Below are 21614 nucleotides of genomic sequence, written 5' to 3'. Positions count from 1 at the left end.
ACCGCACACACCGCACGCCACCCCGTCGACGTGAGTACCGAGAGAGGGTCCGACATCATGCAGGCCGCGCCAGTACGCGCCATTGCCATCCCGTCCTTCACCGAGGCCTTCCGCGGCATCGAGTCGCTGCTCATGAGCGGCGCCCGCCGGAACGCCTGGACGGCCGTTCTGGAGGACCGTCGCAGGGCCAAGGACCGGGTCGAAACCGAACACGTACTTGAGGCCGCGGCGACCCGGACCCCGCAGGCCACGTAAACTTCGCTGTATGGCGAGGAAGTCAAACGCAGAGACTGCTGCGAACCCCGGGCGACTGAAGCAGATCGCCCTGACGTACAAGATGACGCGCAAGGCCGACCCGAAGGTCGGTCTGATCGTCGCGGGCGTGGGAATCGTCACCTTCGGTGTCTTTCTTGCGATCGGCTTCCTGATCGGCCACCCGGTCTACCTGGGCATCCTGGGCTTCCTGGTGGCGTTCCTCGCGATGGCGATCGTCTTCGGGCGACGGGCCGAGCGGGCTGCCTTCGGGCAGATGGAGGGCCAGCCGGGCGCCGCCGCGGCCGTACTGGACAACGTGGGACGGGGCTGGACGACCACCCCGGCCGTCGCGATGAACCGCAACCAGGACATCGTCCACCGGGCGGTCGGCAAGGCGGGCGTGGTCCTGATCGCGGAGGGCAACCCGAACCGGGTGAAGACCCTGCTCGCGGCCGAGAAGAAGAAGCTGGCCCGGATCATGCCCGACATCCCGGTCCACGACTTCATCGTCGGCACCGGCGAGGGCGAGGTGCCGCTCAAGAAGGTCCGCACGACGCTGCTGAAGCTGCCGCGCGTCCTGACCGGCCCGCAGATCACCCAGGTCAACGACAAGCTCCGGGCCATGGGCGACCTCATGAGCAACATGCCCGTGCCGAAGGGCCCGATGCCCAAGGGCATGCGGATGCCGCGCGGCGGAAAGATGCGCTGACCCGCTCTTCGTATACATCACACAGGGGCGCCCCCGAGCCGTCAGGCCGGGGGCGCCCCTGTGTCGTGTCGTCGTGTCGTGTCGTGTCGTGCGGTGCGGTGCGTCGTGCGGTCCCGCGCCGGACGGTCAGGCCCGGACGGGTCAAGCCCGGAGCGTCAGATCCGGACCTGGACCGCGCCGGCCAGCCGGTCGTGCAGTCCGCGTCCGTCCCGGTCCCAGACGAGCGCCGGGATGACGAGGGCCAGGAGCAGGGTGCGGACCACCACGCGCAGGACGCCGAGGCGGCCGCCGTCCTGCCCGATGACCCGGAGGCCGAGGATCCGCTTCCCGGGGGTGAACCCCACGGTGCCCACGGTCAGGATCGACAGGGCCACGAAGATCCCCAGCGTCCAGTTGCCCGCGGCCTGCACGTTCCCGTGCGTGATCAGTCCGTATGCGATGAGCAGGCAGCCGAGCCAGTCGATCAGGACGGCGCCCAGCCGGCGCCCGAAGCGGGCCACGGAGCCGGGCCCGGAGCGGGGGAGGCCCAGCCGCTCGCCCGGATGGCCGAAGTCGACGCCCATCTCCTCGGCGGTCGCGCGGGGGCCGGAGAGCCAGGATCCAATTGCTTGCCTGTTGTCCACTCCACCACGGTACCGGTGGCGTTCGACGGGCCCTGGACGGGACCCTGGTTAACTTGTGCGAAACAAATGGGTCATGCTTGGGAAATCCCGTCTGCTTATGGTCGGGTCAGCGTGCGGCACCGCACTGACGCACCACGAGCTATAAAAGCCCGTCCCTGCCCCGGGGACCGGGAGTAGGAGGAGTTGGATGTTCAAGAACGCCGACGAAGTGAAGCAGTACATCGAGGAGAACGACGTCAAGTTCGTCGACGTCCGCTTCTGCGACCTGCCCGGTGTGATGCAGCACTTCACCATCCCGGCGCGAGCGTTCGACCCGGCGGAGGAGCTCGCCTTCGACGGATCCTCGATCCGCGGCTTCCAGGCGATCCACGAGTCCGACATGGCTCTGCGGGCCGACATCACCACCGCGCGTCTGGACCCGTTCCGCAAGGACAAGACGCTCAACATCAACTTCTTCATCCACGACCCGATCACGGGTGAGGCGTACAGCCGCGACCCGCGCAACATCGCCAAGAAGGCCGAGGCCTACCTCGCCTCCACCGGCATCGCCGACACCGCGTTCTTCGGCCCCGAGGCCGAGTTCTACGTGTTCGACAGCGTGCGCTTCGCGACCTCGGCCAACGAGGGCTTCTACCACATCGACTCCGAGGCCGGCGCCTGGAACACGGGCTCCGAGGAGAACAACCGTGGTTACAAGGTCCGCTACAAGGGTGGTTACTTCCCCGTAGCCCCGGTCGACCACTTCGCCGACCTGCGCGCCGAGATCTCCCTCGAACTGGACGCCCAGGGCCTCCAGGTCGAGCGCCAGCACCACGAGGTCGGCACCGGCGGCCAGGCCGAGATCAACTACAAGTTCAACACGCTGCTCGCCGCGGCCGACGACCTGATGCTCTTCAAGTACATCGTGAAGAACGTCGCCTGGCGCAACGGCAAGACCGCGACCTTCATGCCGAAGCCGATCTTCGGTGACAACGGCTCGGGCATGCACGTCCACCAGTCCCTGTGGGCCGGCGGCGAGCCGCTGTTCTACGACGAGGCCGGCTACGCGGGCCTGTCGGACACCGCGCGCTACTACATCGGCGGCATCCTCAAGCACGCCCCGTCGCTGCTGGCGTTCACCAACCCGACCGTGAACTCGTACCACCGCCTGGTGCCGGGCTTCGAGGCGCCGGTCAACATGGTGTACTCGCAGCGCAACCGCTCCGCCGCCATGCGCATCCCGATCACGGGCTCGAACCCGAAGGCCAAGCGCGTCGAGTTCCGCGCCCCGGACCCGTCGTCCAACCCGTACCTCGCCTTCGCGGCGCTGCTCCTCGCGGGCCTCGACGGTGTCAAGAACAAGATCGAGCCGATGGAGCCGATCGACAAGGACCTCTACGAGCTCTCGCCCGACGAGCACGCGAGCGTCCCGCAGGTCCCGACCAGCCTGGAGGACGTGCTCAAGGCCCTGGAGGCGGACCACGAGTACCTCCTGGCCGGCGGTGTCTTCACCCCGGACCTGATCGAGACCTGGATCGACTACAAGCGCACGCACGAGATCGCCCCGATCGCGCAGCGCCCGCACCCGCACGAGTTCGAGCTCTACTTCGACCTCTAAGCCGGGACACCGCCGGGATCTTTTCGAAACCCGGCAACGTGCCTGTTGGAAGGCCCCCCACCGCTCTCCCGGAGAGCGGTGGGGGGCCTTCTGCTTTTGACAGCCCGAGCGGTCGGGGCCACGGTTGAACGGTACCTAAAAGCCCGATAAGCGAGACATGTTCGGAGGTGCATGGAAATGCGCCGTAGGATCATCGGAGTCGTCGTCGCGGGGGCCGCGGGTCTCACCCTCGGTCTGCTGCCGCTCACCAGCGCGTCCGCCCACGACCACAGTGGTGGCTGGGACTCGCGCGGCAGCCACGCCCGCTGGAACCACAACGACTGGGGCAACGGCAACTGGAACGACGACGACTGTGGCGGGAACGGTCACTGGAACGACAGCGACTGGGGCAGCTGGCACGACTCCGGCTGGAACCACGACGGTGACTGGGGAGGCTGGCGCTGACCTGCTGCCGGATCTGCCTCGATGCCCCTGCCCCGCGAACCTCAGCGGAGCAGGGGCATCGCGCCGGTCAGCTCCGTCAGGCAGCGCACCGCCAGGTCGGCGGGGGAGCCGGGGCCCGACACGGGGGCGTCCGAGGTGGACCAGACCTCCAGGGCGACGCGGATCGCGTCCGTGGAGGCCGCTGCGAGCAGGCGTACCGACATCGCGTCCGCCTCCGGTCCGGCCAGCCGGGCCACCACCGGGACCAGGCGCTCCTCCGACTCCTGGTTCACGCGGTACCAGACGGCCCGCAGGGCCTCGTCGGAGGCCGCGGCCCGCAGGAGGCCGCGAGTGACCTCCAGGCCCTCCTCCACCGCCTGCGAGTCGCTCAGCGCACGACGCACCGCGCGCTCCAGGGCCGGCGCGAGGGGGGTGCCGGGGTCCTCCTCGGCGAGCAGCGCGCGCCAGGCGTCGCCGCCGCCCGCGAGCAGCGGGGCCACGGCCTCCTGCTTGTTGCGGAAGTAGCGGTAGAACGTGCGCAGCGCCACGCCGGCGCGGTGGGCGATGTCCTCGGCGGTGGTGCCGTCGGGACCGTGTTCCGCGAAGAGCTCGCAGGCGGCGCGGGCGATGTCGAGCTGGGTGGCGGCCTTGCGGCGCTCGGTCAGCGACGGGGTTCCGGGGCCGCTCTGGGGGGAGTACGGACGGGGAGATCTCACGGGTGAAGCGTACCGTTCGGCCTGTCGGCAATTGCATTTCGTGACAGGGTGGCAAAATGTGCCATCTGGTCGGTACGCTCACCCCATGAACCGTTACGAAGGACGACGCGTCCTCATCACCGGCGGCGGCTCCGGCATCGGCCAGGCCACCGTCCACCGCATTCTCGCCGAGGGCGGCCGCGTCCACGCCGTGGACGTCAGCGAAGCCGGTCTCAAAGCCACCGCGGAGCAGGCCGCCGCCGACGGCCACGCCGACCGGCTGACCACCGCGATCCTGGACATATCCAACGAGACCGCCGTCCGGGCCGGCGTGGCCGCGGCCGTGGACGCCCTCACCGGCATCGACGTCCTGGTCAACGCGGCGGGCATCCTGCGCTCCTCGCACACCCACCAGACCACGCTCGACTTCTGGAACAAGATCATCGCCGTCAACCTGACCGGCACCTTCCTGATGATCCGCGAGTCGCTCCCCGCGCTGCTCGCGGGCGAGCAGCCCGTCGTCGTGAACTTCAGCTCCACCTCGGCGACCTTCGCCCACCCCTACATGTCCGCCTACGCGGCCAGCAAGGGCGGCATCCAGTCCATGACCCACGCGCTGGCCGCCGAGTACAGCAAGCAGGGCCTGCGCTTCGTCTCCGTGGCCCCCGGCTCCATCGAGTCCGGCATGACCACCGGCACCGGACCGGGCCTGCCCGAGGACACCGACTGGAGCCTGTTCACCAAGCTCGCCCCCGCCCTCGGCCAGGGCTTCGCCGGCCCGCAGGCCGTCGCCGGCGTCGTCGCCATGCTCGGATCCGAGGACGGCTCCTTCATCACCGGCACCGAGATCCGCATCGACGGCGGCACGCACTACTAGACCGGGGCGGCCTCAGGCCCTGAAGCGGTCCCACAGCCGGGGGAAGCGCTCCGCCAGCACGGCTTCGTCCTCGAAGTCCAGCGCAGCGCCCTCCGGCTCCGCCACCTGCAACGCGATCCCCAGGTCCGGCGCCACCGCGCCCGTCAGCTGCTCGTACGCCTCGTCGGCCGCGTACCCCAGCTCCTCGCCGTCCCCGTCGATCTCCTCGTCGAACTCGACCAGCAGCTCGGCCAGCTGGTCCGGCTCGTGGACCGCCCCCTCGAAGACCTCCCGGCCCTGCCCGATCAGCCAGCACCGGAAGTAGTCGAACGCGTCGTCGCTCGCCCCGTCGAGCAGCACCCACGCCGCGCCCCACAAGTCCCAGGTGTACGCCCGGTTGTAGCGGGACTCGAAGTGCCGCGCGAAGTCCAGCACGGAGTCCGGGTCGAGCTGCGCGAGCCGCTCCACGAGCAGCTCGGCATGCTCCTCGGGGTCGCCATCGGCGGCCTCGCGGGTACGGTCGACGATCTCCCAGAACTCCGTCTCGTCCATCACCGCTCCAGCATCACGGGTCCACCCCCGCGCCGCCACCGCTCATACGGCCAAAGGCCGGTGTCCGCCCCCCGGGCGGCCGCATACTCGGATCGAAGGTGCGGGCGCGACGGCGAGAGGGGCGCGGGATGCGGGGGGAACTGATCGGGGGCCGCTACCGGCTGGAGGAACGGCTGGGCGAAGGCGGCATGGGCGAGGTGTGGAGCGCCCTGGACGTACGGATGATGCGGCCGGTCGCCGCCAAACTGGTGCGGACCGTGCCGGGGATGGACCCGGCCCAGGTCGAACAGCGGTTCACGCACGAGGTCCGCTCCGCGGCCAACCTCCCGCACCGCCACACGGTGACCGTCCACGACTGCGGCGAGACCGTCCTCGCGGGACGCAGGCTGCTCTACCTGGTGATGGAACTCCTCGACGGCAGCACGCTGGCGCGGCTCTTCCGCGATCCCCGGCCCGTGCCCTGGTACGACATCGCGAACTGGGCCGGCCAGATCGCCGCCGCCCTGTCCGCGGCGCACGGACGCGGCATCGTCCACCGGGACGTCAAACCGGGCAACGTGATGCTCACCGAATCCGGTGTGATCAAGGTCCTGGACTTCGGGCTCGCGAAGATCCTCGCCGACACCCTGCGGGTCTCCGACCTCACCGTCACCGGCACCGCCATGGGCACCTTCGCGTACATGTCCCCCGAACAGTGCCGGGGCGATTCCGCCATCGACCACCGCGCGGACCTCTACAGCCTGGGCTGCCTGCTCTACGAGGGCCTCGCCGGGCGCCCGCCCTTCACGAGCGCGGAGCCCTACGCCCTGCTCTACCAGCAGGTGCACGAGCAGCCCCGCCCGCTCCCCGCGGGCAGGGCCCCCGCCGGCCTCACGGACCTGGTGATGCACCTCCTGGCCAAGGACCCGGCACACCGCCCGCCCGACGCGGCCACCGTCGTCCGCGAGACGGACCGGCTGCTGGCCGAGTACCGACAGCCGAGCGGCGTACCGCGCGGCGGGGACGGCGCGGCGGAGGCGGCCCGGATGCGCGCCGACGCCGAACGGGAGATCGCGGAGCTGCGGGAGCGGGTCGCCCACGAGGTGCGGGCGGTGCGCGAGCAGGCGGCGCAGGACGCGGCGCGCCTGCGGGTGACCACGGCGAGAAAGGAGGAGGCGGCTCGGCGGGAGGCGGACGCCCTCCTGGCCAGGGCCCGGGCGCGGGCCCTGGAGCTGGTGGAGGAGGCCCAGGCCGAGGCCGAGGAGATCGTGGCCGGGGCCCGGACCACCGCGAGGGCCCGGACGGCCACCAAGGGCCGGCCCGTCGCGCAGGGCCTGACGGACGACGAGTACTACCCCTTCGACGAGATCCAGCAGCAGCGGGAGACGCCGCGAGGCGGCCGTTCCCCGAAGGGATAGGCCGCCTCACGGTCGGACGGGCTCGGGCCTACAGGCCGTACCGCTCCCGGGCCTCCTTGATGGCGGACGCCGGGACCTCGCCGCGGCGGGCGAGCTGGGCCAGCGAGGCCACCACGATCGACTGGGCGTCGACACCGAAGTGGCGGCGGGCGCCCTCGCGGGTGTCGGACAGGCCGAAGCCGTCCGTGCCCAGCGAGGTGTAGTCCTGCGGGACCCACTGGCTGATCTGGTCCGGGACCTGGCGCATCCAGTCGGAGACGGCCAGGACCGGGCCGGGTGCGCCGTCGAGCACGCGGGTGACGTACGGGGTGCGCTCCTCGCCGCGCAGCAGCGCCTCGTCGCACTCCAGCGCCTCGCGGCGCAGCTCGCCCCAGGAGGTGGCGGACCAGACGTCGGCGGCCACGTTCCAGTCGGCGGCGAGCAGCTTCTGCGCCTCCAGGACCCAGTGGATCGCCGTGCCGGAGGCCATCAGCTGGATCTTGGGAGCGTCGGCGGCCGGGGCCGCCTCCGCCAGGTCGGCCGCGGTGTTGAAGCGGTACAGACCCTTGAGGATGCCCTCCTCCACGCCCTCGGGCATGGCCGGCTGGACCTTCGGCTCGTTGTAGACCGTCAGGTAGTAGAAGACGTCTTCCGGCTTCTCGCCGTACATCCGGCGCAGACCGTCCTTGACGATCACCGCGATCTCGTACGCGAAGGCCGGGTCGTAGTTGAGCGACGCCGGGTTCGTGGACGCGATCAGGTGCGAGTGGCCGTCCGCGTGCTGCAGGCCCTCACCGGTCAGGGTGGTGCGGCCGGCGGTGGCGCCGACGATGAAGCCCTTGCCGAGCTGGTCGGCGAGCTGCCACATCTGGTCGGCGGTGCGCTGCCAGCCGAACATCGAGTAGAAGATGTAGAAGGGGATCATCGGCTCGCCGTGCGTCGCGTACGACGTGCAGGCGGCGATGAAGTCGGCCATGGCGCCGGCCTCGGTGATCCCCTCGTTGAGGATCTGGCCGTCCTTGGCTTCCTTGTAGTACATCAGCTGGTCGCGGTCGACCGGCTCGTACGTCTGGCCCAGCGGCGAGTAGATGCCGGCGGACGGGAAGAGGGACTCCATACCGAAGGTACGGGCCTCGTCGGGGACGATCGGCACCCAGCGCTTGCCGGTCTCCTTGTCCCGCATCAGGTCCTTGACGAGGCGGACGAAGGCCATGGTGGTGGCCATCTCCTGCTTGCCGGAGCCCTTGAGCAGCGGGGCGAAGGAGCGGTCGGCCGGGGCGGGCAGGGCCACGTGGTGGACCTTGCGGGCCGGGGCGGGGCCGCCGAGGGCCGCACGGCGCTCGTTGAGGTACCGCACCTCGGGGCTGTCCGCGCCCGGGTGGCCGTACGGGACCTTGCCGTCGGCGAAGGCGCTGTCCGGGATCGGGAGGCCAAGGAGGTCACGCATGTCCTTGAACTCGTCGATCGTCAGCTTCTTCATCTGGTGGTTCGCGTTCTTCGACTCGAACCCGGCGCCCAGCGTGTAGCCCTTGACGGTCTGCGCGAGGATGACCGTCGGCGCGCCCTTGTGCTCCAGGGCGGCCTTGTACGCGGCGTAGACCTTGCGGGGCTCGTGGCCGCCGCGGGAGCTGTGGAAGCACTCGGCGATCTTCGCGTCGGACAGCAGGCCGCCCAGGGCGACGAGCTCGGCGTTGGCGCCGAAGAAGTGCTGGCGGATGTACGCCACGTCGCGGGTCGCGTACGTCTGGAACTGCGCGTCCGGTACCTCGCGCAGGCGGCGTACCAGGGCGCCCGTGGTGTCGAGCTGGAAGAGCTCGTCCCAGGCGGAGCCCCACAGGGACTTGATGACGTTCCAGCCGGCGCCGCGGAACTGGGCTTCCAGCTCCTGGACGACGCGGAAGTTCGCGCGGACCGGACCGTCGAGGCGCTGCAGGTTGCAGTTGATGACGAAGGTCAGGTTGTCGAGCCGCTCGCGGGAGGCGAGGGCCAGGGCGGCGGTCGACTCGGGCTCGTCCATCTCGCCGTCGCCCAGGAAGGCCCAGACGTGCGAGTTCGCGGTGTCCTTGATGCTCCGGTTCTGCAGGTAGCGGTTGAAGCGCGCCTGGTAGATCGCGGAGAGCGGGCCGAGGCCCATGGAGACCGTGGGGAACTCCCACAGCCACGGCAGGCGCCGCGGGTGCGGGTAGGACGGCAGGCCGTTGCCGCCGGACTCCTGGCGGAAGTTGTCGAGCTGCTGCTCGGAGATGCGCCCGTCGAGGAAGGCGCGGGCGTAGATGCCGGGGGAGGCGTGGCCCTGGATGTAGAGCTGGTCGCCCGATCCGTCGGCCTCCTTCCCGCGGAAGAAGTGCTGGAAGCCGGTCTCGTACAGCCACGCGGCGGAGGCGAAGGTGGCGATGTGGCCGCCGACGCCGTACTTGGAGCCGCGGGTCACCATGGCGGCCGCGTTCCAGCGGTTCCAGGCGGTGATCTTGGCTTCCATCGCCTCGTCACCGGGGAACTCCGGCTCCGCGGCGGTGGGGATGGTGTTGACGTAGTCCGTCTCCAGCAGCTTCGGCAGGGCGAGGCCGGCCGCCTCGGCGTGCTGGAGGGTGCGGCGGAGCAGGTATTCGGCGCGGCGCGTACCGGCGGCCTGTGCGACGGCGTCGAGGGAGGCCGCCCATTCGGCGGTCTCCTCGGTGTCGCGGTCCGGGAGCTGGTCGAGCTCGCTCGGAAGCTTTCCTACGGGGTCGGACATCGGTGTGCGCCGCCTTCCGGACAAAGGAGAGGAGGTGGTGATCAAACACCCTGACGGGCAGGACAGGGTCGATGGACCCGGGTGGGGTCCGCGTTGACTGTAAAGCGCTGATCGATGATCGATCAAATAAAAGTGACGAATAAATGTCACTACGACAAAAGTCGGCACCGGGTGCCATGAATCCAGGCACCCGGTGCCGACCCGTTCTTGCCGCGTTTCCGCTGATCAGGCGCGTGGAGCGCAGCCCAGGACGTGGCGCTTGACCAGTACCCCGATGTCCGGATCCTGGGCGCGGAAAGCCGCCACGAGGGCCTCGTGTTCCTCCGCGTAGGACTTCTGGACCGTACCCAGCCAGCGGATGGACAGGGCCGTGAACACCTCGATGCCCAGGCTCTCCCAGGTGTGCAGCAGCACGCTGTTCCCGGCGGCCCGCACCATCTCGCGGTGGAAGCCCACGGTGTGCCGCACCTGCGCCGTGCCGTCCTCGCTGCGGTCCGCCTCCCACAGGGCGGCCACGTGCGGCTCCAGGGCCGTGCAGTCGGCCGCCAGCCGCGGGGCGGCCAGCTCGGCCGCGATCTGCTCCAGACCGGCCCGGACCGGGTAGATCTCCTCCAGGTCGGCCGCGGAGAGGTTCCGTACGCGGACGCCCTTGTTCGGCGCCGACTCGATCAGCCGCAGCGTCTCCAGCTCGCGCAGGGCCTCCCGCACGGGCGTCTGGCTGACCTCCAGCTCGACCGCGATCCGCCGCTCGACGATCCGCTCGCCGGGCTTCCAGCGGCCGCTGACGATCCCCTCCACGATGTGCTCGCGGATCTGCTCGCGCAGCGAGTGCACGACGGGTGGGGTGATCATCGGCGTTTCAACTCCTGTAGGGGCACGCAGGGCCTGATGCGTAGACAATACGGCGGTCGTGGCCTGCTGCGATGCGTTCCCGGTCAGGGACGCCGGGTGAGGCTCGTTACAACGACGGCGCCCCCGCCCGGACGGATCCGGACGGGGGCGCCGCCAGCGGCAGCCGGGGCTGCGCGCGGGGCCTTACAGGCCGAGCTCGACCTCGAACTCGCCGGCTTCGAGGATCGCCTTGACGGCCGAGAGGTACCGGGCCGCGTCCGCGCCGTCCACCAGGCGGTGGTCGTAGGACAGGGTCAGGTACGTCATGTCGCGGACGCCGATGACGGTGCCCTCGGGGGTCTCGATGACCATGGGGCGCTTGACCGTCGCGCCGATGCCCAGGATGGCGACCTGGTTCGGGGGCACGATGACCGTGTCGAACAGCGCACCGCGCGAGCCGGTGTTGCTGATGGTGAAGGTCGCGCCCGACAGCTCGTCCGGCGTGATCTTGTTGCCGCGGACCTTGGAGGCCAGGTCGGCGGTCGCCTTGGAGATGCCCGCCAGGTTGAGGTCACCGGCACCCTTGATGACCGGGGTCATCAGGCCCTTCTCGGAGTCCACGGCGATGCCGATGTTCTCCGAGTCGAAGTAGGTGATGGTGCCCTCGTCGTCGTTGATCCGGGCGTTGACGACCGCGTGGGCCTTCAGCGCCTGGGCGGCGGCCTTGACGAAGAACGGCATCGGGGACAGCTTGACGCCCTCACGGGCGAGGAAGCCGGCCTTGGCCTGCTCGCGCAGCTTCATGATCTTGGTGATGTCCACCTCGACCACGGAGCTGAGCTGCGCCTGCGAGTGCAGGGCCTTCATCATGTTGTCGCCGATGACCTTGCGCATGCGGGTCATCTTGACGGTCTGACCGCGCAGCTCGGACACCGCGGCGGCCGGGGCCTTCGCGGCCGGGGCGGCGGCGGCCGGAGCCGGGGCGGCAGCGGCGGCCTTGGCGGCCTCGGCGGCGGCCAGGACGTCCTGCTTGCGGATGCGGCCACCGACACCGGTGCCCGAAACCGTGGACAGGTTGACGCCGGACTCCGAGGCGAGCTTGCGCACCAGCGGGGTCACGTACGCGCCCTCGTCACCGGCGGAGACCGGGGTGACGGGAGCGGCGGCGACGGGAGCCGGAGCGGCGACCGGGGCCGGAGCGGCCACGGGGGCCGGAGCGGCGACCGGGGCGGCCGGGGCGACCGGAGCCGGAGCGGCCACGGGAGCCGGGGCAGCCGGAGCGGCGACCGGGGCCGGGGCGGCCACGGGAGCCGGGGCGGCGACCGGAGCCGGGGCAGCGGCGGCCGGGGCGGCGGCCGGAGCCGCACCCGCGACGCCGATGACGGCCAGACGGGCGCCGACCTCGGCGGTCTCGTCCTCGCCGACCAGGATCTCCAGCAGGGTGCCGGAGACCGGGGCGGGGATCTCGGTGTCGACCTTGTCGGTCGAGACCTCCAGCAGCGGCTCGTCGGCCTCGACCGACTCGCCGACGGCCTTCAGCCAGCGGGTGACGGTGCCCTCGGTGACGGACTCGCCCAGGGCGGGGAGCACGACATCGGTGCCGGAGGCGGCCGGGGCAGCGGCGGCGGGAGCCTCGGCCGGGGTCTCGGCCGGTGCGGGGGCGGCCGGGGCCTCGGCCACCGGGGCCGGAGCCGCCGGGGTCTCGGCGACGACCGTCTCGGCGGCCGGAGCGGCGGCCGGGGCCGGGGCGCCGGAGCCGTCGTCGATGACGGCCAGCTCGGCGCCGACCTCGACGGTCTCGTCCTCGGCGACCTTGATGGAGGCCAGGATGCCGGAGACGGGCGACGGGATCTCGGTGTCGACCTTGTCGGTCGAGACCTCGAGCAGCGGCTCGTCGGCCTCGACGCGCTCGCCCTCGGCCTTCAGCCAGCGGGTGACAGTGCCCTCGGTGACGCTCTCACCGAGCGCCGGAAGGGTTACGGAAACCGACATGGTTTCTGTTGCTCCTAACGAAAGTGCGGAAGTGGTCGTCGCGCCCGTGACTGTGGATTAGTCGTGTGCGTGAAGCGGCTTGCCGGCCAGGGCCAGGTGGGCCTCGCCGAGGGCCTCGTTCTGGGTCGGGTGCGCGTGGATGAGCTGCGCGACCTCGGCGGGCAGGGCCTCCCAGTTGTAGATCAGCTGGGCTTCGCCGACCTGCTCGCCCATGCGGTCACCGACCATGTGGACGCCGACCACGGCACCGTCCTTGACCTGGACGAGCTTGATCTCGCCCGCGGTCTTCAGGATCTTGCTCTTGCCGTTGCCCGCCAGGTTGTACTTCAGGGCCACGACCTTGTCCGCCCCGTAGATCTCCTTGGCCTTGGCCTCGGTGATGCCGACGGAGGCGACCTCGGGGTGGCAGTAGGTGACGCGCGGGACGCCGTCGTAGTCGATCGGGACCGGCTTGAGGCCGGCCAGACGCTCCGCGACGAGGATGCCCTCGGCGAAGCCGACGTGCGCGAGCTGGAGGGTCGGGACGAGGTCACCGACGGCCGAGACGGTCGGCACGTTGGTCTGCATGTACTCGTCGACCAGGACGTAGCCGCGGTCCATCGCGACGCCCTGCTCCTCGTAGCCCAGGCCCTGCGAGACGGGGCCGCGGCCGATGGCGACCAGCAGCACCTCGGCCTCGAAGGTCTTGCCGTCCGCGAGGGTGACGCGCACACCGTTCTCGGTGTACTCCGCCTTCTCGAAGAAGGTGCCGAGGTTGAACTTGATGCCGCGCTTGCGGAAGGCGCGCTCCAGGATCTTGGAGCTGTTCTCGTCCTCGACCGGGACGAGGTGCTTGAGGCCCTCGATGACCGTGACGTCGGTGCCGAAGGACTTCCACGCCGAGGCGAACTCGACGCCGATGACGCCGCCGCCCAGGATGATCGCGGACTCGGGCACGCGGTCCAGGACCAGCGCGTGGTCCGAGGAGATGATCCGGTTGCCGTCGATGTCCAGGCCCGGCAGCGACTTCGGCACGGAGCCGGTCGCCAGCAGGACGTGGCGGGCCTGGATGCGCTGCCCGTTCACGTCGACGGAAGTCGGGGAGGAGAGGCGTCCCTCACCCTCGATGTAGGTGACCTTGCGGGAGGCGACCAGCCCCTGCAGGCCCTTGTAGAGGCCGGAGATGACCTCGTCCTTGTACTTGTGCACACCGGCGATGTCGATGCCCTCGAAAGAGGTCTTGACACCGAACTGTCCGGCTTCGCGAGCCTGGTCCGCGACCTCGCCGGCGTGGAGCAGAGCCTTCGTGGGGATGCAGCCGTTGTGCAGGCAGGTGCCGCCGAGCTTGTTCTTCTCGATCAGCGCAACGTCGAGACCCAGCTGGGATGCGCGCAGAGCCGCGGCGTAACCGCCACTGCCACCGCCGAGGATCACTAGGTCGAAAACGGTGCTGGCGTCGTTCGCCACGTCACGTCCTCCATGCATGTGCGCCGAGCACCGGTCCTCTGTGACCGGGCGGCGGCTGGTAATCGGCCGCTTGTTTCTTCGGCCCTGTGGTGGGGGCCCTGTCCTGCCGAGAACCCATCTTCGCATTTGTCGGCGCAACGCGGGACGCCGGGCCCCGGGTGTGCACGGTCGTTCTGCCCGAAGTAGGGGTTACCGCGGCGTAGAAACCTACTGATCCTCATGGTTTCTTCCAGAGCGAACGCGCCCCGGACCCGTGACCGGGTTCCGGGGCGCGTCGGGTCTCACAGGACGTGTCTCACGGGGTGGTACGTCAGCCCAGGTCGCCCGTGGCGGTGCGCTCGGCCAGCCGCACCAGGGTGCGCACGGCCGAGCCGGTGCCGCCCTTGGGGGTGTAGCCGTACGGGGCGCCCTCGTGGAAGGCGGGACCGGCGATGTCGAGGTGGGCCCAGGTGATGCCCTCGCCGACGAACTCCTGGAGGAAGAGGCCGGCCACCAGGCCGCCGCCCATGCGGACACCCATGTTGGCGATGTCGGCGGTGGGGGAGTCCATGGTCTTGCGCAGGTCCTCGGGGAGCGGCATCGGCCAGGAGGACTCGCCGACCTCCTCGGCGATCTCGTGGATCGAGGTGCGGAAGGCGTCGTCGTTGGCCATGATCCCGAAGGTCCGGTCGCCCAGGGCCAGCACCATGGCGCCGGTCAGGGTGGCGACGTCGACGATCGCGTCCGGGTTCTCCTCGGAGGCCTTGGTCAGGGCGTCGCCCAGGACCAGACGGCCCTCGGCGTCCGTGTTGAGGACCTCGACGGTCTTGCCGCTGTACATGCGCAGGACGTCGCCGGGCTTGGTGGCGGAGCCGGACGGCATGTTCTCGGCGAGCGCGAGCCAGCCGGTGACGTTGACCTGGAGGCCCAGCTTGGCGACGGCCACGACGGCGGCGAAGACGGCGGCGGCGCCGGCCATGTCGCACTTCATCGTCTCGTTGTGGCCGGCCGGCTTCAGGGAGATGCCGCCCGAGTCGTAGGTGATGCCCTTGCCGACGAAGGCGAGGGTCTTCTCCGCCTTGGCGTGGGTGTAGGAGAGCTTCACCAGGCGCGGCAGGTTCTCGGAACCCTTGCCGACGCCCATGATGCCGCCGTAGCCACCCTTGACCAGGGCCTTCTCGTCCAGGACCTGGACCTTGACGCCGTTCTCCTTCGCGGTCGCGGACGCGACGGCGGCGAAGGCCTCGGGGGTGAGGTCGTTCGGCGGGGTGTTGACCAGGTCGCGGGCGATGTTGACCTCGGTGGCGACCACGGTGGCGCGCTCGGCCGCGGCCTTGTGCTCCTTGTCACGCGGCTTGGCGCCCAGCAGGGCGACCTCGGCCAGCGGCTGCTTGGGGCCGGAGCCCTTGGCGGCCTTCTTCTCGCCGCCCTGGTAGGCGGTGAAGGCGTACGCGCCCAGCAGCGCGCCCTCGGCCACCGCGGTGACGGCGGAGGCGTCGTCCAGGGGGAGGGCGAAGGCGGCCTTCTTCGCGCCGTGCAGGGCGCGGGCGGCGGCGCCGGCGGCGCGGCGCAGGGCCTCCTCGTCGAAGGACTCGTCCTGCTCGGGCGCGGTGCCCAGGCCGACCGCCAGCACGACCGGGACCTTGAGGCCGGCCGGCGCGGGCAGCTTGGTGGTCTCGCCTTCGCCGCCCGAGGCGCCGAGTGCGTCGAGCACGGCCGCGAGCTTTCCGTCGAACGCCTTGTCCACGGCCTCGGCGCCGGCGGCCACGACGAGCCCCTTGGGGCCCTTGGCCACGCCGACGACGAGGGCGTCGGCGCGCAGCGTCGCCGCGCCGGCAGTGCTGAGAGTCAGAGCAGTCACGGTGGTGAAGTCTCGCTTCCGTTTGTGTGTGTGGGCGCTGCGGACACGTCGGGATCTCCGGCCGCTCCGCAGCGATCGTATTCGGGCCCGGCGGCCGCCGGAAACGAGCCTACGCGCACGTACTCGTCCGTACGTCACTCGAAGGTTTGTCAAGTTGTTCGATCAAAGGGCCATCAGGTTCACCCATCTGTGGACTCTGCTCCAGGTTTGCTCTTTAGACCTGACGAGGTCCTAGAGACTCGAGCCACTCTCGCAAGGGGACGCGGGGTCCCTTTGCATGATTTCCACAGAGCCTCCCCGGCCCGGCCTTCCGCCTTGGGCCGTTGCCGAGGGACGCCTGCGGGGGGAAGGCCGAAATGGTCAACAAGAACAGGATGAACAGGCTTGCCGCGGCGATGGCCGCGGCCACCCTGATGGCGGTCGCGGTGCCCGCGGCGACCGCCCAGGCCGCGACCGTCGCGCCGCGCATCGACCTCAGGGTGCTGGTCGTCGACGACGGCGGCGGCGCGGTCGAGGCGATCACGGCCGAGCTCCGTGACACCGGAGTCCCGTACACCCGCGTCGACCTGAGCAGCGCGAGCCGCCCGGTGATCAACGCGGCGTTCCTTAGCGACACGGTCTCCGGCCGTCCGCGAGCGAAGTTCCAGGGGGTCGTACTGCCGAACGAGAACCCGTTCGGCGCGGGCTCGCCCGAGCTCGCCGCGCTCACCGCGTACGAGACGACGTACGGGATCCGCCAGTTCGACGCCTACACCTGGGCGCACCCCGAGGTCGGACTGGAGTACACCGACAACGGCGGCTACGGCGGCAGCCTCGACGGCACCCAGGCCGCCGTCACCGCCGCCGGGAAGACGGGTCCCTTCGGCTACCTCCAGGGTCAGGTCGCCTTCGAGGACAACTCTCCGCTGATCATGGAGAGCTACGGGTTCATGGCGAAGCCGCGCGCCGGCTTCACCAGTTACCTGGACGCCCCCGTCCCCGGCGGCACGGAGCGGGCCTCGCTGCTCGGCGAGTACACCCACGACGGGCGCAGCGAACTGGTCGCCACCTTCGCCTACAACCAGTACCAGCAGCAGTTCCGGCTGCTGGCCCGGGGCATCGTCGAATGGCTCACCCAGGGCGTCCACCTCGGCCAGGAGCGCAACTACTTCGCGGTCCACGTCGACGACGTCTTCGCCCCGGACGCCCGCTGGGACAAGAGCCTCAACTGCACGCCCGGCGACTACGCCTGCGCGGGCGGCGAGGGCAAGGAGAGCACCATCCGGATGACCGCCGCCGACGCCCAGTACGCGGCGCAGTGGCAGACGAGCAAGAACTTCAAGCTCGACATGCTCTTCAACGCCGGCGCCGGAGAGGAGTGGAAGGCCGAGAACGGCGGCACCGACGCCCTGACGACGCAGCTCCTCGCGGACAAGGCCAAGTACCGCTGGATGAACCACACCTACACCCACCTCTTCCTCGGCTGCACCCAGGACGTCTCCGTCAGTCCCTGGACCTGCACCAAGAACGCCCAGGGCGCGACGAACTGGATGAGCCGGGCCGACATCTCCGCCCAGATCCGCGACAACAACAACTGGGCCGCCTCGCACGGCCTCACCACCGACCGGACCGAGATCGTCACCGGCGAGCACTCCGGTCTCAAGACCCTCCCCCAGCAGCCCACGGACAACCCCAACCTGGCGGGCGCCTTCGCCGACAACGGCGTGAAGTGGGCGGGCAGCGACAACTCCCGCGAACCCGCCCAGCGCGCCGTCGGCGCCGCCCTGACCGTCCCGCGCTACCCGATGAACGTGTACTACAACACGGGCACCAACGCCGAGATGGCCGACGAGTACAACTGGATCTACACCAGCCGGGCCGACGGCGGCAGCGGCCTCTGCGAGGACAACCCGGCGACCTCCACCTGCCTGCCGGCCCCGCTCGACGTCACCACCGGCTTCCAGGACTACATCGTCCCGGCCGAGGCCCGGACCGCCCTGCGCCACGTACTCGCCAACGACCCCAAGCCGCACTACGTCCACCAGTCCAACCTGGCCGAGGACCGCACCCTGTACCCGGTGCTCAACCAGGTCCTCGACACCTACCGCGCGCTGTACGCGACCAGCGCGCCGATCGTCAACCAGAGCATGAAGGACACCGGGGTCGAGTTGAGCCGCCGCGCCGCCTGGGACAAGGCGGTCGCCAACAACCAGGTCACCGCCTACCGCATCGGCAAGGACGTCACCGTCAAGGCGCCCTCGGGCGTGGTCGCCCCGGTCACCGCACCCAACGGGACCAAGAAGCAGCTCCTGCTCGGCACGGCGGACTTCGGCACCGCCTACGCCGGCACCCGCTCCGCCTGGACCTCTCCCGACCTGTTCCAGTCGGCGGTCACCCTGAAGCTCGCCTGACCCGACGGCCGGTACGCCTGCCGGCCGTCACGCGCACCACCTAGCGCCGGCGCTCCAACCCACGGGCGCCGGCCCCTTTTCCGTCCTGGGGGGACACACCGCATGAGCCATGGGCGTCATGTCACCATGCTCACAGAAGGCACCTATCCACACGTCCACGGGGGCGTCAGCACCTGGTGCGACCAGCTCGTCCGCGGCATGCCGGAGGTCGACTTCAACGTCATAGCCCTGACCGGCTCCGGACGTGAGCCGGTCACCTGGGAACTGCCGCGCAACGTCTACCGGCACACCTCCTTCCCGCTCTGGGGCCCGCCGCCCGCCCGGACCCGCCGGTCCGCGCTGCGGGGCAAGGCCCACCGCCGCTTCGCCGCCCTCTACGAGACCTTCCTGCTCTCGCTGATCGACCCCGCGCACGACGGTTTCTCCGAGGCCCTCGGCGAGTTCGCCCGCCTCGCCCGGGCCGGCCGCCTCACCCCGGCCCTGCGCTCCGAGTCGGTGCTCCGCCTCCTGATGGACGTCTGGACCCGGCCCGGCCTGGTCACCGCCCAGGCCGAGCCCACCATCCACGACGCGCTCACCGCCACCGACCTGCTGGAACACGCCCTGCGCCCGCTGTCCGTGCGGATCCCGCCCGACAGCGTCGCCCACGCCGTGAGCAGCGGCCTCGCCACCCTCCCGGCCCTCGCCGCCAAACGCCTCGACCAGGTGCCGTTCCTCCTCACCGAGCACGGCATCTACCTGCGCGAGCGCTACCTCGGCTACCGCACCGCCGCCCAGCGCTGGCCCGTCAAGGCCCTGATGCTCGGCTTCTACCGGGAGCTGAACTCCGAGGGGTACCGGCAGGCCGACCTGATCACCCCCGTCAACCAGTACAACCGCCGCTGGGAGGAGCGCGGGGGCGCCGACGCCGAGCGGATCCGCACCGTCTACAACGGCGTCGATCCGCACGCCTTCCCCGAGGCGGGGCCCGAACCGGAGGTCCCCACGCTCAGCTGGTGCGGCCGCATCGACCCGATCAAGGACCTCGAAACCCTCATCCGCGCCTACGCGTTCATGCGCCGGGAACTGCCGGCCCTGCGCCTGCGCCTCTTCGGGCCGGTCCCGGCGGGCTGCGAGGACTACCGGCTGCGCCTGGAGAAGCTGGCCGCCGAACTCGGCGTCGGCGACGGGATCAGCTACGAGGGCCGCATCGCCGAGGTCGCCCGCGCGTACGCGGCGGGCAGCGTCGTGATGCTCTCCTCCATCAGCGAGGGCTTCCCCTTCAGCATCATCGAGGCCATGTCCTGCGGGCGCACCACCGTCTCCACGGACGTCGGGGGCGTGCGCGAGGCCGTCGGGGACACCGGGCTCGTCGTCCCGCCCCGCGAACCCGAGACCATGGCCCGCGCCACCCTGGCCCTGCTGCGCGACGACGAACGCCGGGCCGAGCTCGGCCGGTTGTCCCGCAAACGGGTCGTCGAGAAGTTCACCCTCCACCAGTCCGTCGACGGTTTCCGGCACATCTACCGGGAACTCGCCGGGCAGCCCGTCCTGCCCGTCCGTGCGGGCGACGACTGGACCCAGCGGCTCGCGGACCCCTGGTACCGCGAACTCGCCGCGGACGGGAGCCTGTGGTGAGCGGATCGCTCTGGCTCAGGCCCCCCGGACCGGAGGGCGGCTGGGTCCACGTCGGCCACGCCGCCGCCGCGGGCCGCGGGGCCGGCGGCCCCGGCGGCCCCGCCCCGGGGGCCGGCCCCGGAGCCGGCCGCACCGACACCCTGCCCGCCGTCCCCCGGCCCCGGCGCGCCGCGCCGCAGGGGGCGGCGGCCGCCGACGACCCCATGGACGAACTCGCCGACCGCCTCGGCGCGTTCATCGCCGCCGCCGTGCACCCCGACGAGATCGCCGCCGTCCTCGAATCCGACGGGATGAACGACGAGTACATCCGCCTCACCTACGGCCGCCGCGACTCCTTCGACCTCGCCGAGGAGCTCTACGCCCGCGTCCCGCGCTCCTTCCCGGAACCGGACGAGGTCACCGACCCCTGGAAGGTCTCCCTCACCGCCTGCCTGCTCCGTGGGGTGATCTTCGTCCTGCCCGGTCTCGCCTACGTCCTGGGCGCCCCCCTCCTCGAAGGCCCCCCGGACCGGCTCGGGCTGCCCGCCGGCACCCTGACCCTGCTCGCCGGGGCCCTCATCGGCTGGGTCTGGGACCAGACCCTCTCCCACCGCGCCTACTCCTGGCTCGGCCTCGGCGACCGGGCCGCCGCCCGGCGGACCCTGCTCGCCGGAGCCCCCGCCGGGGCGCTGCTGGGCACCGCCGCCGCGCTCGCCGTCCCCGGCGGCCCGCCCTTCTCCTACGGCTTCGCGGCCGGCCAGGCCCTGTACGTCGGGGCCGCCACCGTCCTGCTGGTGCTCGGCCGCGAGCGGGCGCTGCTCGCCGCGCTCGCCCCGATGGCCGCCGGGGCGGTGCTCTCCCTCTTCACGGACCTGCCCGTGCCGCTGCGGGTGGCCCTGCTCGCCGTGTCCCTGCTGGCCGCCTGCGCGCTGGCCCTGCGCGAACTCCCGGTCGAACGGGGCGTACGGGCCGCCGTGCGCCGGATCCGCGGCCGGCTCCGGCGCCGGCCCGGCGAACGGGGCCCGGTGCGCTGGCGGATGCTGCGCGGCGCCGAGGAGGACCACGCCCGGCGCGGCCCCCGGATCGGGGACTCGGTGCCCTACGGGGTGTTCGGCCTCGGCACCGGCCTGCTCGTGCTGTACGCCGCACTGGGGGAGGTGCTCTCCGGAGGCCCGGCCGAGGCGGTCGCCGCGCCCTCCGCGGTGGCCCTCACCCTCAGCATGGGCCCCGCCGAGTGGCTGCTGCACCGCTTCCGCAGCGGCAGCCTCGCCGGGCTGCGGGCCGCCCGCTCGCCCCGGGCGTTCCGGCGCGGGATGCTCTCCACCCTGACCGGCTGCCTGGCCGTCTACCTGGTGGTGCTGCTCGCCCTCGGCGTCACGGGAACCCTGCTGTGGCCGCACGCCCCCGGCCTGAGCTGGATCCGCGTCGCGACCCTGCTGCTCCTGGGCGCCGTGATGTGGACCGGACTGCTCCTGCAGTCCTTCGGCGCCGTCCGGCCCGCCGCCGTGGTCTGCGCCTGCGCCGCCGTCGCCCAGAGCCTGGCCCTGCTCGCCGGGGTGGGCCAGCCCCGGCTGGTGCAGCTCGTCGTGGCGGGCTGCGCCGCGGCGGCCCTGGGCGTCCTGGTGTGCCTGCTCCTCGGCCGGGCCACGGCCCACCGGTGAGCGCCGATCACGTGTCCGCGTACGAGGAGAAGGACCCC

Annotated in this window: 17 protein-coding genes; 9 read left to right on the top strand and 8 right to left on the bottom strand. The window is 71.2% G+C overall.

Annotated features, from left to right (window positions below):
• Positions 1–57: 57 nt before the first annotated feature.
• Together ABZW32_RS16360 and ABZW32_RS16355 are read left to right on the top strand one after the other, a co-directional pair.
• Positions 58–255: a hypothetical protein gene (locus ABZW32_RS16360; protein WP_030233071.1), complete on the top strand. Its 198-nt coding sequence runs from the start codon at positions 58–60 to the stop codon at positions 253–255.
• A 10-nt stretch (positions 256–265) separates the two neighbouring features.
• The gene (locus ABZW32_RS16355; RefSeq protein WP_030233075.1) at positions 266–964 is read left to right on the top strand and encodes a DUF4191 domain-containing protein; all 699 of its coding nucleotides are present in this window, start codon (positions 266–268) and stop codon (positions 962–964) included.
• A gap of 155 nt (positions 965–1119) precedes the next feature.
• Here ABZW32_RS16355 and ABZW32_RS16350 read toward each other — a convergent pair whose 3' ends face one another.
• Entirely contained in the window at positions 1120–1587 is a 468-nt protein-coding gene (locus ABZW32_RS16350) for an RDD family protein (RefSeq protein WP_356216107.1), read from the bottom strand.
• 187 nt (positions 1588–1774) lie between these two features.
• On the opposite strand from ABZW32_RS16350, the gene glnA reads away from it, so the two are divergent.
• A complete protein-coding gene (glnA, locus tag ABZW32_RS16345) occupies positions 1775–3184 on the top strand; it encodes a type I glutamate--ammonia ligase (RefSeq protein WP_285537988.1) in 1410 nt (469 codons plus the stop codon).
• Positions 3185–3361: 177 nt separating this feature from the next.
• Positions 3362–3628 (top strand): hypothetical protein, encoded by a 267-nt coding sequence (locus tag ABZW32_RS16340; RefSeq protein WP_356216104.1) that lies wholly within the window; start codon positions 3362–3364, stop codon positions 3626–3628.
• A gap of 41 nt (positions 3629–3669) precedes the next feature.
• Here ABZW32_RS16340 and ABZW32_RS16335 read toward each other — a convergent pair whose 3' ends face one another.
• Complete coding sequence (locus tag ABZW32_RS16335; RefSeq protein ID WP_356216102.1) at positions 3670–4323, bottom strand: TetR family transcriptional regulator; 654 nt, start codon at positions 4321–4323, stop codon at positions 3670–3672.
• A gap of 85 nt (positions 4324–4408) precedes the next feature.
• Here ABZW32_RS16335 and ABZW32_RS16330 point away from each other — a divergent pair, with 85 nt between their 5' ends.
• Entirely contained in the window at positions 4409–5179 is a 771-nt protein-coding gene (locus tag ABZW32_RS16330) for an SDR family oxidoreductase (RefSeq protein ID WP_356216099.1), read from the top strand.
• Positions 5180–5191: 12 nt separating this feature from the next.
• On the opposite strand, the gene ABZW32_RS16325 is transcribed toward ABZW32_RS16330, so the two are convergent.
• Positions 5192–5710 (bottom strand): DUF4240 domain-containing protein, encoded by a 519-nt coding sequence (locus ABZW32_RS16325; RefSeq protein WP_356216096.1) that lies wholly within the window; start codon positions 5708–5710, stop codon positions 5192–5194.
• Positions 5711–5838: 128 nt separating this feature from the next.
• On the opposite strand from ABZW32_RS16325, the gene ABZW32_RS16320 reads away from it, so the two are divergent.
• Positions 5839–7107, top strand: coding sequence for a protein kinase (locus ABZW32_RS16320; protein WP_356216093.1), 1269 nt, complete (start codon positions 5839–5841; stop codon positions 7105–7107).
• 28 nt (positions 7108–7135) lie between these two features.
• Here the strand turns inward: ABZW32_RS16320 and aceE are convergent, their stop codons facing one another.
• The 5 genes from aceE to ABZW32_RS16295 all read right to left on the bottom strand — a co-directional run bounded on the left by aceE (position 7136) and on the right by ABZW32_RS16295 (position 15929).
• Entirely contained in the window at positions 7136–9820 is a 2685-nt protein-coding gene (gene aceE, locus ABZW32_RS16315) for a pyruvate dehydrogenase (acetyl-transferring), homodimeric type (protein ID WP_356216090.1), read from the bottom strand.
• 225 nt (positions 9821–10045) lie between these two features.
• Positions 10046–10669, bottom strand: a complete 624-nt coding sequence (locus ABZW32_RS16310; protein ID WP_356216144.1) for a GntR family transcriptional regulator — start codon at positions 10667–10669, stop codon at positions 10046–10048.
• A gap of 186 nt (positions 10670–10855) precedes the next feature.
• Complete coding sequence (sucB, locus tag ABZW32_RS16305; protein ID WP_356216087.1) at positions 10856–12643, bottom strand: 2-oxoglutarate dehydrogenase, E2 component, dihydrolipoamide succinyltransferase; 1788 nt, start codon at positions 12641–12643, stop codon at positions 10856–10858.
• 57 nt (positions 12644–12700) lie between these two features.
• The gene (lpdA, locus tag ABZW32_RS16300) at positions 12701–14089 is read right to left on the bottom strand and encodes a dihydrolipoyl dehydrogenase (RefSeq protein WP_356216084.1); all 1389 of its coding nucleotides are present in this window, start codon (positions 14087–14089) and stop codon (positions 12701–12703) included.
• A gap of 310 nt (positions 14090–14399) precedes the next feature.
• Entirely contained in the window at positions 14400–15929 is a 1530-nt protein-coding gene (locus ABZW32_RS16295) for a leucyl aminopeptidase (protein WP_356216081.1), read from the bottom strand.
• Positions 15930–16303: 374 nt separating this feature from the next.
• Here ABZW32_RS16295 and ABZW32_RS16290 point away from each other — a divergent pair, with 374 nt between their 5' ends.
• The 3 genes from ABZW32_RS16290 (at position 16304) to ABZW32_RS16280 (ending at position 21576) form a co-directional block, all read left to right on the top strand.
• Complete coding sequence (locus ABZW32_RS16290; protein ID WP_356216079.1) at positions 16304–18319, top strand: hypothetical protein; 2016 nt, start codon at positions 16304–16306, stop codon at positions 18317–18319.
• A gap of 102 nt (positions 18320–18421) precedes the next feature.
• A complete protein-coding gene (gene pelF / locus ABZW32_RS16285; RefSeq protein ID WP_356216077.1) occupies positions 18422–19936 on the top strand; it encodes a GT4 family glycosyltransferase PelF in 1515 nt (504 codons plus the stop codon).
• Complete coding sequence (locus tag ABZW32_RS16280; RefSeq protein ID WP_356216075.1) at positions 19933–21576, top strand: hypothetical protein; 1644 nt, start codon at positions 19933–19935, stop codon at positions 21574–21576. Before pelF ends, ABZW32_RS16280 begins: the two co-directional genes overlap by 4 nt.
• Positions 21577–21614: the final 38 nt, after the last annotated feature.

It is taken from the genome of Streptomyces sp. NPDC004667, from assembly GCF_040609475.1.
In the GTDB taxonomy this organism is placed as follows: Bacteria; Actinomycetota; Actinomycetes; order Streptomycetales; family Streptomycetaceae; genus Streptomyces.
Note: the sequence above shows the minus strand (reverse complement) of the source record. Positions and strands in the feature narration are given on the sequence as shown.